The 14,188-nt window shown below is 31.6% G+C and carries 10 protein-coding genes and 4 tRNA genes; 8 read left to right on the top strand and 6 right to left on the bottom strand.

The features are described 5' to 3' along the window. Positions 1–38: 38 nt before the first annotated feature. The 4 genes from B3792_RS04325 to B3792_RS04310 form a co-directional block, all read right to left on the bottom strand. Complete coding sequence (locus tag B3792_RS04325) at positions 39–452, bottom strand: GxxExxY protein (protein ID WP_291068971.1); 414 nt, start codon at positions 450–452, stop codon at positions 39–41. A 180-nt stretch (positions 453–632) separates the two neighbouring features. Then, positions 633–1,016, bottom strand: a complete 384-nt coding sequence (locus B3792_RS04320) for an HU family DNA-binding protein (RefSeq protein WP_291068969.1) — start codon at positions 1,014–1,016, stop codon at positions 633–635. Positions 1,017–1,161: 145 nt separating this feature from the next. Next, a complete protein-coding gene (locus B3792_RS04315; protein WP_291068966.1) occupies positions 1,162–2,430 on the bottom strand; it encodes a serine hydrolase domain-containing protein in 1,269 nt (422 codons plus the stop codon). An 89-nt stretch (positions 2,431–2,519) separates the two neighbouring features. Further along, on the bottom strand, positions 2,520–3,263 hold the full coding sequence (locus B3792_RS04310) for a TrmH family RNA methyltransferase (protein WP_286500195.1): 744 nt from the start codon (positions 3,261–3,263) through the stop codon (positions 2,520–2,522). Between the two features lie 4 nt (positions 3,264–3,267). Between B3792_RS04310 and B3792_RS04305 the strand changes: the two genes are divergently transcribed. From B3792_RS04305 to B3792_RS04270, 8 genes are all read left to right on the top strand, one after another. After that, the gene (locus B3792_RS04305; RefSeq protein ID WP_291068964.1) at positions 3,268–5,871 is read left to right on the top strand and encodes a BamA/TamA family outer membrane protein; all 2,604 of its coding nucleotides are present in this window, start codon (positions 3,268–3,270) and stop codon (positions 5,869–5,871) included. A gap of 37 nt (positions 5,872–5,908) precedes the next feature. After that, positions 5,909–6,976: a class II fructose-bisphosphate aldolase gene (gene fbaA / locus B3792_RS04300; protein WP_219033712.1), complete on the top strand. Its 1,068-nt coding sequence runs from the start codon at positions 5,909–5,911 to the stop codon at positions 6,974–6,976. A gap of 43 nt (positions 6,977–7,019) precedes the next feature. Then, the gene (gene accD / locus B3792_RS04295; protein ID WP_115001651.1) at positions 7,020–7,868 is read left to right on the top strand and encodes an acetyl-CoA carboxylase, carboxyltransferase subunit beta; all 849 of its coding nucleotides are present in this window, start codon (positions 7,020–7,022) and stop codon (positions 7,866–7,868) included. Positions 7,869–7,956: 88 nt separating this feature from the next. Next, positions 7,957–8,029 (top strand) — tRNA-Gly (locus B3792_RS04290). A gap of 35 nt (positions 8,030–8,064) precedes the next feature. Continuing rightward, a tRNA-Leu gene (locus B3792_RS04285) sits at positions 8,065–8,148 on the top strand. Between the two features lie 29 nt (positions 8,149–8,177). Continuing rightward, positions 8,178–8,250, top strand: a tRNA-Gly gene (locus B3792_RS04280). 24 nt (positions 8,251–8,274) lie between these two features. Then, positions 8,275–8,358, top strand: a tRNA-Leu gene (locus B3792_RS04275). An 89-nt stretch (positions 8,359–8,447) separates the two neighbouring features. Continuing rightward, positions 8,448–9,695, top strand: a complete 1,248-nt coding sequence (locus B3792_RS04270; protein ID WP_291068962.1) for a YaiO family outer membrane beta-barrel protein — start codon at positions 8,448–8,450, stop codon at positions 9,693–9,695. On the opposite strand, the gene B3792_RS04265 is transcribed toward B3792_RS04270, so the two are convergent. Both B3792_RS04265 and B3792_RS04260 read right to left on the bottom strand, forming a co-directional pair. After that, a complete protein-coding gene (locus B3792_RS04265) occupies positions 9,692–13,120 on the bottom strand; it encodes a sulfatase-like hydrolase/transferase (protein ID WP_291068960.1) in 3,429 nt (1,142 codons plus the stop codon). The two genes, B3792_RS04270 and B3792_RS04265, sit on opposite strands and share 4 nt — an antisense overlap. Before the next feature lie 2 nt (positions 13,121–13,122). After that, entirely contained in the window at positions 13,123–14,187 is a 1,065-nt protein-coding gene (locus B3792_RS04260) for a HEAT repeat domain-containing protein (RefSeq protein WP_291052899.1), read from the bottom strand. Position 14,188 lies beyond the last annotated feature (1 nt).

Raw genomic sequence — 14,188 nt, 5'->3', positions numbered from 1 at the left:
TTAAAACCTATCTGTTTTTACAATATAAATACATCGGTTTAATAATTTGGAAAATGAGTAAAAAACTCATTAACATACGTTTTTTGTCCTTCATTAAATATGTTAAAACAATTGAAGTTGATTAATATTCCTTTTGGACATTTTAGTAGTTTCATATAAGTTAATAATTGAGCTTCATAAGCAGGAACAATATCTTGCACAGCTTTTAACTCAACAACTATACTATTTTCTACATAGAGGTCACAACGAAAATCAAGATCAAGTAGTTTTTCTTTATAGACAACTGGAATCTTCATTTCTGTGAGAAAATTTATTTTCCTATGATTCAACTCTTCTGTTAAGCATTGATGATAAACACTTTCTAATAATCCTCTACCCATTATTTTATAAACTTCTATAGCAGAACCTATTATTTCATAAGTTAATTCATCTAAATATTTTTTAGTTTTCATAGTCTATGTTTCTATGTTGTTAATGATTATTCAATTGAGATATAAATAAACTTTTTATAAAACCTCCTTATCTTTTATATAAAACCTAAGGAGGTTTTAAACAAAACGTCAAGTGATTTTAATGAAAACCACTTGACGTTTTTTATTTACTTCAATTAGAAGTTAGAAAAATTATCTCAACTATTTCTTTTTCTCATACTTTAAAGTAGCTAAAGTATCTCGTAAATCTAGACCAGGTCTAAAAAGTATTTTAGCACTTTTTATAGAAGAAGAATTTACTTTGTTCATTGCATCCATTCCTTCGCTACTTATACTTATTTGAAAAGAACCAAAATCTCCTAAGCGAACAATCTTTCCATCAGACAAATGTTTCGATAACATTTTAGCCAAATCAATCAATGTTGCATATACATCACTCTCACTAATAGATGAGGTTTGCGCAATTTCTTTACTCAAATTTCGAAGTGATACTTCACCATCTGCAATAGAATTTGCGTAGAACTTTTTAGGCCCCGTAGGATCTCCTGGGTAAGCCTTCTGAATAACGTTGTATTTTACAGCCATAATTAAAAGTATTTATAAATTAAGAGTTAATTAACTCTAATTTAATACTTTATATTTAATTAACAAAATAAAACTATTGATTATCAATAAAATACATTATAACACAAAAATAAAAAAGGCTTCCATATATAAGGAAGCCTTGCTATTATCTTGAAACTTTGGTCGAAAGTTTTGCTGTTGTTTTTGGTACAATTGGTTGTTTATGCAACCTCATCGAGTCTTTATTAGGTGCTTTTAACGGATAAGTTCCTGTAAGTCCAGCCAATTTGAATGCACTATATATATTCTTATTCTGCTTGTTTCCTAATGCAATTACCGTAAATTGATTGTTAACATCGTGTACAAAAACGGTGTTATTCCCGTGCCACCAACCATTGTGATACAATAATTTTTTACCATTGTCATATTCTAACAAACGCATTCCAAGCCCATAATTTTTGAAACCTTTCTGCTCGTAACTATATCCTTGGAAAGCTTTTTTCTTAATATTCTTCGGTAAGAAATCATCTGAATACATGGCTACATCTAACTTGTACAAATCTCTTGGCGTTGAGTAAATATTTTTGTCTCCATACGTGCGGTCAAAATCATCCCAAGCCCACTCGTAACCATTGTATTTGTAAGAACGAGTTACTGTATCTTTATCGCGATCATACTCAAAAACAAAGGTGTTATTCATCTCAAGAGGGTCAAAAACCATGTATTTCATTGCTTTCGGATAAGGCATTTTCATAATCTTTTCAATGACAAGAGCAAGAAAAGCAAAGTTAGTATTCGAGTAATAAAACCCTTTGTCTGCGGGACGAATTTGTTTAACGTCAAATTCTCTAAAGATATCTAACACATCTTGATTAGAAATTGGTTTCTCGCGATCCATCATTACCTTCTTGTTATTCCACAAAACGTTGGCATAATTTGGCAAACCACTGCGGTGATTTAGCAAATTACGAACCGTGATATCATCGTAAGGAAAACCTTCTAATATTGTATTTACTTTTTGATCTAATTTGATTTTACCTTTTTCTACAAGCTTAAGAACCGCCATTGAGGTAAAAACTTTCGAGATAGATGCGATGTGAATAGGTGTTTCTGCAGTGATTGGACGCTTATGTCTTTCGTCTGCCATCCCTTGATATTGCTCTAAAAGTACTTGCCCATTCTTCACAACCAACAAACCTCCGCTCACTTTTCCGTCAACCCAAAAGTCTTTGTAATAAGTGTTTAGTTTATTTCTGTAATCATTAAGTTCTGCTTGTGTGTACTTCATTGGCTTGAAATCTGCTTTCCAATCCAACGAAACATAGCGCAAAGCATGCGGATCCTTCTTTCTAAGTTCTTCTTTTTGTTCGTTTTTCTTGCTACAGCTTCCCATAAACAGCATTGCAGAAGCAAGAACAACCGCTACATATTTCATGTGTTTTTTCTTAATCTTATTGTTTGTTTCTACTAAAGTATATATTTATTTGTGGAATAGTTACCCGTTTAGAAACATTAAGTTTTTTTTTATGATTTGTGCGAAAGTTGAGACTTAAACTCGCCTAAGATGACACTTGTTGCAACGGCAACGTTGAGACTTTCGGTAGAACCATTTTTACCAAAGAACGGAATGCTTAGTTTATTTGTCGTTAACCTTTCGATTTCTGGTGAAATTCCATTCGCTTCGTTCCCCATAACCAAGATACCTTCTTGTGGAAGTGTTTGTTCATAAATGGATTCTCCTTCCATAAAAGTCCCGAAAATATTTCCTTTATAGTCAGACAAGTATTTCTCTAAATCGATATAATGAACTTTGACTCTTGTAAAAGATCCCATTGTCGACATCACAACTTTTGGGTTGTACATATCCACAGATTCTTTGGTACACAAAATATCTTCTACACCAAACCAATCAGCCAAGCGGATAATTGTTCCTAAATTACCTGGATCGCGAATATCATCCAAGGCAATGCTCAAACCATTTAACTTGATATCTTCATCATAATTTGGTAATTCACAAAGTGCTAAACCTACATTCGGAGTAGTTAAGAAACTGATTTTTTTCAAATCTTTTTCTTCAATAAAAGTCTTTTTGATATGTGTAGCTTCTGGCCAAAAGTCTTCAATTATAAATAATTCTTTAATATTTATAGAACTTTTTATAACTTCCCCAATATTTTTAACACCTTCTACGACAAACAAATTATATTTTTGTCTATATTTTTTAGAACCAAGAGAAGTTATTATCTTAATAACGTTATTTGATAACATATTTATGCAAAAAAAAATTACAACAAATATAACACTTATCTCTTGTTTAGGATTACTTTTTTATAGCTGTAGTACAACTAAGAAAGTTCCTGAAGGAGAATATTTGTTTGTAAAGAACAAATTTATCTACGATAAAGAGGATCCAGATATTAAGAAGAAAAAAACTATAATCAACAAAGATTTAAGTGATTATGTGAAACAAAAGCCAGCTGGTAAGTTCCTTGGTTTTTTCCCTCTTTGGCAATGGGTTTACAATTGGTCTCCTGCGAAATTTGATGAAACTTTTCAGGAATATTATAGACAAGATGCTTCGGTTCGTAACCAGAAATTATTGGATAGTTTACTAACGAAGAATAACCTAAGCGAATATGTTGGTCACAGTTTATGGAAAGAACGTCTTTATTATAGTCAAGGTGAAGAGCCAGTTTTGTTGGATGAACAACAATCAGAATTTTCGGCAAAGAACTTAAATCGATTATTTCATGATAAAGGTTATTTCGATTCGAAAGTAGCTGTTTCCTATGATAAAGATTCTGTTGCAAAAAAAGCAGAAACAATTTATGATATTAAGTTAGGTGAACCTTCTTATATCGAAACATATGATCAAAAAATAGCTGATCAAAAAATAGAAGAATATCTTAATTCTCCTCTTGGAAAACAAACTGTTTTGCATGCTGGAGATCAATATAATTTTGACAAATTTGAAGAAGAACGTGATCGTATCATCGATTTGTTAAAGAATAGAGGTTACTATGATTTCAATGATTCGGGCGAAGATTTATATTTTGAAGCGGATACATTAAAAAGTAACAAACGCCTTGATGTAACGATGTTTATTGATAAATATATTCAAGATTCTTTGAAAACGGATAGTATTACACCTTTTACGCAATACCGTTTTGGGAAGATAAATATTTATGCAGATTCTCGCAGTTTTGTTGATGATGAAAGTAAATTAATCAAAGAAGAATATAAAGATTATAACGTTTTATATACAAAAGAACCAGAATATCGACCAAAATATTTTACAGATGCATTTGTAATTCGTCCTGGTCAACTATATCGTCAACGACAAGAACTTCAGACAAAACGTAATATTTTCAAGAAAGAAAACATTAACTTACATGGATTCAGAATTAATAAACAAGATTCTATCCTAAATGTAGACGTTTTCTTTACACCAAAAAAGAAATATGACTTGAATCTCTTTGTCGAAAGTTATGCTTCTCGCTATATGAACTTTGCAATTTCTCCCGGAATGACTTTAACTTCGAGAAATCTATTTGGAGGAGGAGAAAATTTAGAAACAACTTTGAAAGGAACTTTAGGTTCTGTCAACAAAGATTTCTCAATGAATAAAGCATTCTTAAATGCTTACGAAATCGCTATCGAAACAAAGTTGAAATTTCCTTATTTATTAACACCAATTAATCTTGATAATATTTTACCAAAACGTTTTACTGCCGAATCTGCTATTCGAATGAATGCAAGTACGCAGAAAAATGTAGGTTTAGACAAAACGACTTATGGTTTTGGTTTTGATATGGATATTTCGAGTTCGGAGTTTCAACACAAAGTTTCTTTGTTTAACACAGAATTTATTAGTAACCGAAAAAAAGATCGCTATTATGAAGTGTTTACAAAAGATAATAATACAAAAAACGAAGTAAAAGATTTATACTACGCATACAATCCTAATGCACCAATTTATCTAACGGACGATGAATTAACAGACGCAATCGAGGCTGACAAAGGATTCCAAAGTTCATTAACTGGAGAAAACGCAAAGTTGTATGTTGATTTTGAGAATATGTTATATAGAAAAGCTAATATTTCCCAAAATGTATTAATCAACTCTTTTATCTATCAATTTACATTTAATCAAGAAAATTCATTTCGACCAAAAAGTAATCCTTGGTTTATTCAAGCGAGAATTGAATTAGCCGGAAATGTATTAAGAGGTTTAGACAAAGCTTTTGGCTTTAATAAAGCTGAACCTGATCGAGACGGAAATCAAGCAGGTTTGATCTTTGGAATTCCTTATTCTCAATTCGTAAAATTTGATGTGGATGTTAGACGAAAATTCAAATTAAATTCAAATTCTAGCGTAGCGGGACGTTTCTTATTCGGAATCATTCAACCATATGGAAACTCAGATGTTGCACCCTTCGTAAGAAGTTATTCGGCTGGAGGAGCAAATGATGTTCGTGGTTGGGCACCGTTAACTTTAGGTCCTGGAAGTAAACCACGTATCGATTCTAAAAATCAAAGTTTAGAATTTGAAAGCATGAAATTGTTATTCAATGCTGAATATCGCTTCAATCTTTTTGGAAGTTTGGAAGGTGCATATTTTCTTGATGCTGGTAATATTTGGGGTGTTAATAAAAATCGTCCAGAAACATTATTTAAGTTCAAAGATTTTTACAAAGAATTCGGAATTGGTTCTGGATTAGGTTTCCGTTATCACATTGGTACGTTTGCAATTGTAAGATTTGATTTAGGTTACAAAATTTATGACCCTTCTTACGAATTGGGTGATCGCTGGCAATTTGACAATTTTAATTTGCTTAAACCAAGAATCCACTTCGGAATTAATTATCCTTTCTAAAAAAACATCTATATTTGTTTCACAAAATACTAACATAATGAGCAGAAAATTTCCTGCCGGTGTTGCTACCGGTTCATTAGTTCAAGACATTATCAATGATGCAAAAGCAAATCAATACGCTTTACCAGCGTGTAATGTCATCGGTTCAGATACTATTAACGCTGCAATGGAAGCTGCAGTTGAAGTAAACTCTCCGGTTATTATTCAATTTTCTAACGGAGGTGCTGCTTTTAATGCCGGAAAAGGATTAAAAGGAGAAAATCAACTTTCTGCTATCAAAGGTGCTATTGCGGGAGCAAAACATATTCACACTTTAGCTGAGTCTTACGGAGCTACTGTAATTTTACATACAGACCACTGTGCAAAAAAATTATTGCCTTGGATTGATGGAATTATGGACGCTAACGAAGAACATTTTAATAAATTCGGAAAGACTTTATTTAGTTCTCACATGTTAGATTTATCTGAAGAGCCTTTAGAAGAAAACGTAGAAAAGTGCAAAAGATACTTAGAAAGAATGTCTAAAGTTGGAATGACTTTGGAGATGGAATTAGGTATTACAGGTGGAGAAGAAGATGGTGTTGACAATTCTAATGTTGACAATTCTTTATTATACACTCAACCAGAAGAAGTTGCTTACGTTTACGAAAACTTAAAATCTATTTCTGATAATTTCTGGATTGCAGCAGCATTTGGTAATGTACACGGTGTTTACAAACCAGGAAATGTTGTATTGACTCCAAAAATTTTAGATAACTCTCAAAAATACATCAACGAAAAGTATGGTGTAGACAACGCTGTAAACTTCGTATTCCACGGAGGTTCTGGTTCTACGTTAGAAGAAATTAGAGAAGCAATTAGCTACGGAGTTATCAAAATGAACATTGATACAGATTTACAATATGCATTTATGGAAGGAATTCGTAAATATTTTGACGAAAATGCAGCTTATTTACAAGGACAAATTGGAAATCCTGAAGGTCCAGAATCTCCTAACAAAAAATATTATGATCCACGCGTGTGGTTAAGAGCTGGAGAAGTTACTTTCAAAGACAGATTAATTCAAGCTTTTCACGATTTAAATAATGTTAATACTTTAGGATAATCTTTTCACTAAGATTATTCTTACCCAAATAAAAACAGAGAATATGCCTTGGTTTATTAGAAGCAAGAAAAATATTACAACGCCTACAGAGTCTAAAAAAGACGTTAAAAAAGGCTTATGGTACAAAACACCATCAGGAAAAATTATTGAAACTGAAGAACTAAAAGCAAATGCGTATGTAAGTCCAGAGGATGATCATCACGTACAAATTGGTTCTCAAGAATACTTCGATATCTTATTTGATGATAGTAAATTCACAGAATTAGATACAAAAGTAGAAAGTAAAGACCCATTAAATTGGACAGATACAAAACCTTATAAAGATCGTTTAAAAGAGATTAAAAAGAAAACGGGAATGACAGATTCTATTCGCAATGCGACTGGAAAAATTCATGGACGTGACATTACAATTTCTTGTATGGATTTCAAATTTATTGGAGGTTCTTTAGGATCTGTAATGGGAGAAAAAATTGCACGTGCAATTGATTATTCTATCAAAAACAAAACTCCATTCGTAATTATTACACAATCTGGTGGTGCACGTATGATGGAAGCTGCAATTTCGTTGATGCAATTAGCTAAAGTAGAAGCTAAATTAATTCAATTAGCAGATAACAACATTCCTTATATTACAATCTTAACAAATCCATCTTTTGGAGGAATTACAGCATCTTTCGGATCAATTGGTGACGTTATCATGGCAGAGCCAGGAGCATTAATTGGATTCGCTGGACCACGTGTTATCAAAGAAACTATTGGTAGAGATTTACCAGAAGGATTCCAAACTTCTGAATTTTTATTAGAAAAAGGCTTCGTTGATATGATCGTTCATCGTAAAAAGATGAAAGATAAAATAAAAGAAGTAGCTGATATGTTAATGCCTATCAACTAATTAAAATAAGTGCAAATATATTTTTAAAATTTTATTCAAATTTGATTTGGATTATTAGAAATTGATTTTATATATTTGCACTCCAATCGCGAGAATAGCTCAGCTGGTAGAGCGCAACCTTGCCAAGGTTGAGGTCGCGGGTTCGAGCCCCGTTTCCCGCTCTTTGAAATATAAAAATTCATAAAAATCAAATTTTGCCTTGGTGGTGGAATTGGTAGACACGCAGGACTTAAAATCCTGTGTCCATTAGGACGTGCGGGTTCAAGTCCCGCCTGAGGTACTTTTTAATTTGATTTTTACAATTTACACGCGGGAATAGCTCAATTGGTAGAGCGTCAGCCTTCCAAGCTGAATGTTGCGGGTTCGAGTCCCGTTTCCCGCTCTAACTTCTTTCTTAGAAGTGGATGCCTTGGTGGTGGAATTGGTAGACACGCAGGACTTAAAATCCTGTGTCCATTAGGACGTGCGGGTTCAAGTCCCGCCTGAGGTACAACAAAGTTCAAGAATTTATTTTCTTGAGCTTTTTTTATGCTCTAAATAATCATATCTTTATACTCATAAAAAACACGTTTTTACCATATGATTCAAAAATCATTTCTAAGAAAGACACTCTTTGCTCTTACCTTTTTACCTTTATTTTCGTATAGCCAGGAATTTAAAAGTTCGGATGATTTATTTCAAGAAGCACGTCACAAAGCTTTCGAAGAAAAAGATTATGCAACTGCCAAGAAACTTGCATTACAAGCTTTAGATCAATCTCCGGAATATACAGATATCGCTGTTTTTTTGGGACGAATATATACATGGAATGATGAAACCGAAGAAGCGAGAAAAGTTTTTCAGAATGTTGAAAAAAACATGGATCCTTCTACCGATTTTTATTTAGCTTACACGTCACTTGAATATTGGAATGATAATTATACAGAAGCCGTTTCTATCATTGATCGTGGATTAATTAAATATCCTAAAAATGAAGAATTATTGTTGTTAAAAGCTAAAGTTCTTAATTCAAACAATGCTTATGAAGAAGCTTCGAAAACAATCAAAGAATTATTAGCAATTAACCCTAAAAATACGGAAGCGCGCGAATTAGCAAATCGAATCGAAATAAATAATACTAAAAATGCGATTAGTGTAAATTATAATTACTCACATTTTGACAAGCAATTTGCAGATGATTGGCATCAAGTTTCGGTTAGTTATAAAAGACAAACTTCACTTGGTTCGTTGATTTTTAAAGTAAATTACGCAAACAAATTTAAAGATAACGGAGTTCAATACGAAGTAGAAGCTTATCCAAGACTTTCTAAGACATTTTATATGTATGTTGGCGGTGGATATTCGGATAGTGATGGAATTTTTCCTAAATATCGCACAGGAGCCTCTCTTTACGCTAATTTACCTAAAAGTTTCGAAGCTGAATTAGGTTATCGTCAACTTCATTTTTCGGATGATGTTTGGATGTTCACAGGATCTATCGGTAAATATTATAAAAATTATTGGTTCAATTTACGTGCATTTGTAACGCCAAGCAACAACAATATTTCGCATTCGTATACATTCACAACTCGTTATTATACTGGCGATGCAAGCAATTATTTAAGCTTAGCTATTGGTACAGGAATTTCACCAGAAGATTTTAACAACAATCTTTTAGAAGATACAACTTACAAACTGAAGTCCTTCAAAATTGGAGCAGATTATAATTTTTCGATCAGTGAATTAAACTTAATTTCAATTGGTGCGAATTATTACAATCAAGAATATCGTCCAAATCAAAAAGGAAATCAATTTGATGTAAGCGTTTCGTACAGCCGAAAATTCTAATTGATATAACGATTAAATATAGAATCAGGAACCATTTTTTGAGTATTTTTCAAAGAATGGTTTTTTGTTTTAAAGCTTTTCAATCGATTTTTCAACTCTGTTTCCATCTTCGAATTTTGTTCAACATCTTCGGTTAAATTCTTTTCAATTCGATATAACTTCCCTCCTGACAAATGATAATTTTGAAAAACATAATCATCTAAAATATTTTTATTCTGCATTAACGGAACGCCTTGTTTTCTGAAATTCGCTTTACCGTTTTCTAAATTCTGTCCCATCCAAGTCACATAATTCGGTAATTTCAGTTTATATGAATCTCTAAAATATGTCACAAAAGTTGGTGCAACATCAAAATGCGTCACAATATTTGACATCTTTTTCGGTGACTTTAACAAAGGAGAATAAACAATAATCGGAACATGAAAACGATCAATCTTTGTTTCCATCGGTACTTCTGGCATTCGATGATCTCCAGTAATCACAAAAATAGTTTGATTAAAATCTGAACGTTTTTGATAAGCTTCGAAAAAGTTTTTTACAGCTTCATCAACACTCAAAAAAGTCACCAATTGTTGTTTATATTTTTTTACTGTCGTCAAAGTTGTCGCATCATAATTTCGAGATTTAATCAACGTTTCAAACTGTTTATTATATTTCTCAACATTGTTTATTAAGAAAGGACTATGCGTCGCTAACGTCATCAAAACATTAAAATATGGTTGATTATTTTCTTTTTGCGTTGCTAAATATTTTTTAAACACTGAATGATCGTCAAATCCCCAAGAAAATCCATTATTCGACGGAATTTTTGCATAATTATTTTCGTAATCATTTTCATCAATAATTGTTTCAACACCTGAATAATTCAAATATTTTGACATAAAATCAAAATCAGCATCACCACCATAAAAATAACCAGTTTTATAACCATTATTTTTTAACAAATTATACAAATTGAAATGTTGAGGTAAGTTTTTTTGTTCCATAAAACCATTTTCAGAAAATGGCAAAGAACCCGTCAATCCAGGTAAAACTCCATATGTTCTTCCAGTCGTGCTTAATCCATTTTCCCAATACAAACTCTTTTTCGAAAGCTTATCAATATATGGTGTAAAAGAACCTAAATATGCACTTTCGTTACTAAAAGCTCGTCCCAAACCTTCAATCACAATAAAAACAACATTCGGTTTTTCTGTTGTTAAATTAAATTGATCCGCGAAGAAATTTTTGTTCTCATCTTGATACAAAAATGGATAATTAATTTTATCAAAATAATGTCGATTATCTTCATTATTTGAACTCGAATTTGAATTTAAAAAATCAATTTCCGAAAGTTTATCTTCTGCATATTGTTCAATCGAGTTTGAGAAAAAATAAGACGATTTACTCAAAATTAGATTAGATGAAAACTCATCATTTTGAGAACTTTTTAAATCCAAATTAATTGGAACAATAAGCGATAAAAAACTCAAAATTATTAATGGTAATTGAAGAATTTTTTGGTTAATTTTTAATCTATAACTGTAAATAAATATCGTTGTTAAAATAGCAATTACAGCAATTGATAAAAGGATACTTATTGTATTGACAACACCTGATGCTCCAATAATTAATTTCAATTCTTCGAACGTATAAGAAAACAAATCTGAACCTAATAAATTGAGTGTTGTTTCAAAATATTTAATCAATAAAATATTTGAAATGATTAAAAAAGAATACGCAAAAATGATCCATTTTTTTGCCCAACTTATCGAATAAAATTGCAGTAAAAAATATGCAAAACTTACCACAAAAATACTATCTAAAGCAAAATCGATATTATGTACGAATAAATCAAAAAATAAAGTTTGATTAGAAGTTGTTGTAAGATTTTCTTGATAAAGATAAAATTCAAGAATTGATGACAATCCAAAAATTAAAAAATATATCAGTGAAATAAACGTAGTTTGCTGAACTAAATTAATAAATCCAAGTTTCAGTTTTTGCCAAATAGATAATTCTTTCGCTTGATTTCCTCCAAAACCTTGTCGCGTCATTTCTCCCCACGAATTATTTTTGAGAAAGAAATCCTTCACCCCTTTCACGCCTGCCATCACAACAAACGGATGAAATGTAAACGGCTCTATAAACGCCGTAAAAAATAATTTCGGAATATCCCCTTTTTTGTGATAAACATTGTACGTCATCAAATCAATCAGAATAGCATAAATCGAATATAAAATTCCATAAAGCAATACAAAAGCCATCAAAGGAAAGAAAATATGCCAATTAATAAATCCTAAAAAGAATAAAACTACGAAAATGATCCAACCAATATATTCGATAATCGGTCCTAAAAATTCGAAGAAAAACCAATACGGATAACTCATCATTCCAAGTTTTCCATATTTCGGATTGAAAAATAAAATACGATGCTTCCACAATGTTTCTATCGTTCCACGCATCCAACGATTACGCTGTTTGGTTAAAATTTCTTTATTTTCTGGTACTTCTGTCCAACAAAGCGGATCGGGAATATTTACTACTTTATAGGCCAATTTTTGCTCGTGCATATAACGTCGCATTCGCACAACAAGCTCCATATCTTCACCAACTGTATCGTGATCGTAACCGCCACACTGGAGTACAATTTCACGATCAAAAGCACCAAAAGCACCCGAAATCAGCATCAAACCATTGGCGCGCGACCACGCCATTCTTCCCAAAAGAAATGCACGAATATATTCTAACGCTTGTGCTCTTCCTAAACGAGTTTTAGGCAAATTAACATCGACAATTTTTCCGTCAACAATGGTACAATTATTCGCCAAACGAATTACGCCTCCACATGCAATTACTTTTGCTTTTGCTTCATCCATAAAAGGTTTCGCAAGCTTCAGAATCGCATCTTGTTCTAAAATACAATCGACATCAATACAAACAATATAATCGTTTGTTGCAATATTAATTCCGACATTTAACGCATCCGATTTTCCTCCATTTACTTTGTCAACAATAATTAATTTTTTGAAAACTGGATTGGTACTTTTATAAATTGCATTAATTGGTTTCGTTTCGATGTTTCCTTCAACGAAATAATCAATTTTAATCAAATCATACGCTTCAATTAATCGTTGCAACGAATCATCTTTGGAACCATCATTTACAATAATAATTTCGAGCTGATTGTAATACAACGACAACAACGAACGCACATTCTCCACAATCGATGCACCTTCGTTATAAGCGGGCGCAATAAGGCTAAAAGTAGGCGCATTTGGCGATGTTGCAATAAGCGAATAATCCGTAAAACTGTTTTTTCGGATATACATTTTTATCGCTCCTTTTGCATAAAAACCTATCCATCCGTAGACTAAAATTAATAGGATTGAATAAAAAAGGAAGCCGTAAATAAAAAAATCGAAAGCCGTTTCTAGCCAATTCATGATTAGTTTTCTTGGATAATTTGATTAATAATTTGTTTTAATTCAGGAGAGTTTGATTGGTGTGCAAGTTTTTGTAAATCGGTTTTTGAACAACAATTATTTAAGGCTTTTACACTTGCTTTTTTGACAGAAAATGAAGGATTTTCCTTTGCTTGAGTTTCTAAGAATGTGTTATTTTCTGGATTTGAGATTTTTTCTAAAGCTTTTAAAATTTGAATTTGAAACTTTTCGTTACACGTTTCATATTGCTCAATCAATAGCTTTGAGGTTGAGTCATCTTCGATTCTGACTAATGTTTTAATCGTTTCTTCCACAACTTTTTCATCAGAATCGTGCAAATTATCTGCAACCAAATCGTGCATTTGCAACAATTGAAACTTGCGAATTAATTTCATTGTTAGAATTTTCACACTTTGATTAGGTGATTTTAACCAATTTGAAATTATCTTATCAACCTCATCAAGATTTGGTAAAATTGTAATTGCATCCAACAATTTCAACTGTTGCCAATCCGTCAATTGCTCTTGTAAATTATCCAAAAAATATAAACCTTCGAAACCAGCAAATTTCGTTAAACCATATTGCGCTTCAGATCGTACTAAATCATTTTTATGTTGTAACATACTTTTGATTTTTGGTAAAGTTTCAACATGATTCATCGTCGTAACTTCTTGTATTGCCTCGGCTATTTCATGATTTTTTTGACTATTTAATTTCTGTAAGGATATTTTTTTTAATTCATAATGGTCAAATAAATTTTGAATACTTTCTTTTGAATTTCCAGAAAAATTTTGTTCCGCTTTTAGTAATTTTTTAATAAAATAATGTTTGAATGAACTTGATTTCAAATAATCATTAAAGTCAGTATTCGAATTGGATTGATCATCCAAAATTGTTTCATAAATTTCTTTATCAATAATCGCATTCCACTTATTTTTCTTTGTAATGATTTTATATTCAATTATACTTGTCAATAACGTATAAATAATTGTCAAAAAAAGTAAAATAAGTAGAATATAAATTCCTACGATTAACTCGGTATAGGTTATAATTTGTAGGATAATCATG

The sequence above is a fragment of the Empedobacter sp. UBA5924 genome (assembly GCF_002431085.1).
Taxonomy (GTDB): domain Bacteria; phylum Bacteroidota; class Bacteroidia; order Flavobacteriales; family Weeksellaceae; genus Empedobacter; species Empedobacter falsenii_B.
The sequence above is the reverse complement of the archived record's forward strand: the minus strand, read 5'-3'. Positions and strand labels throughout refer to the sequence as shown.

Bases quoted from the DNA above. Each gene is read 5' to 3' on its own strand.
- B3792_RS04325 (WP_291068971.1), bottom strand. From the start codon at position 452: ATGAAAACTAAAAAATATTTAGATGAATTAACTTATGAAATAATAGGT.
- B3792_RS04320 (WP_291068969.1), bottom strand. From the start codon at position 1,016: ATGGCTGTAAAATACAACGTTATTCAGAAGGCTTACCCAGGAGATCCT.
- B3792_RS04315 (WP_291068966.1), bottom strand. From the start codon at position 2,430: ATGAAATATGTAGCGGTTGTTCTTGCTTCTGCAATGCTGTTTATGGGA.
- B3792_RS04310 (WP_286500195.1), bottom strand. From the start codon at position 3,263: ATGTTATCAAATAACGTTATTAAGATAATAACTTCTCTTGGTTCTAAA.
- B3792_RS04305 (WP_291068964.1), top strand. From the start codon at position 3,268: ATGCAAAAAAAAATTACAACAAATATAACACTTATCTCTTGTTTAGGA.
- fbaA (WP_219033712.1), top strand. From the start codon at position 5,909: ATGAGCAGAAAATTTCCTGCCGGTGTTGCTACCGGTTCATTAGTTCAA.
- accD (WP_115001651.1), top strand. From the start codon at position 7,020: ATGCCTTGGTTTATTAGAAGCAAGAAAAATATTACAACGCCTACAGAG.
- B3792_RS04270 (WP_291068962.1), top strand. From the start codon at position 8,448: ATGATTCAAAAATCATTTCTAAGAAAGACACTCTTTGCTCTTACCTTT.
- B3792_RS04265 (WP_291068960.1), bottom strand. From the start codon at position 13,120: ATGAATTGGCTAGAAACGGCTTTCGATTTTTTTATTTACGGCTTCCTT.
- B3792_RS04260 (WP_291052899.1), bottom strand. From the start codon at position 14,187: ATGATTATCCTACAAATTATAACCTATACCGAGTTAATCGTAGGAATT.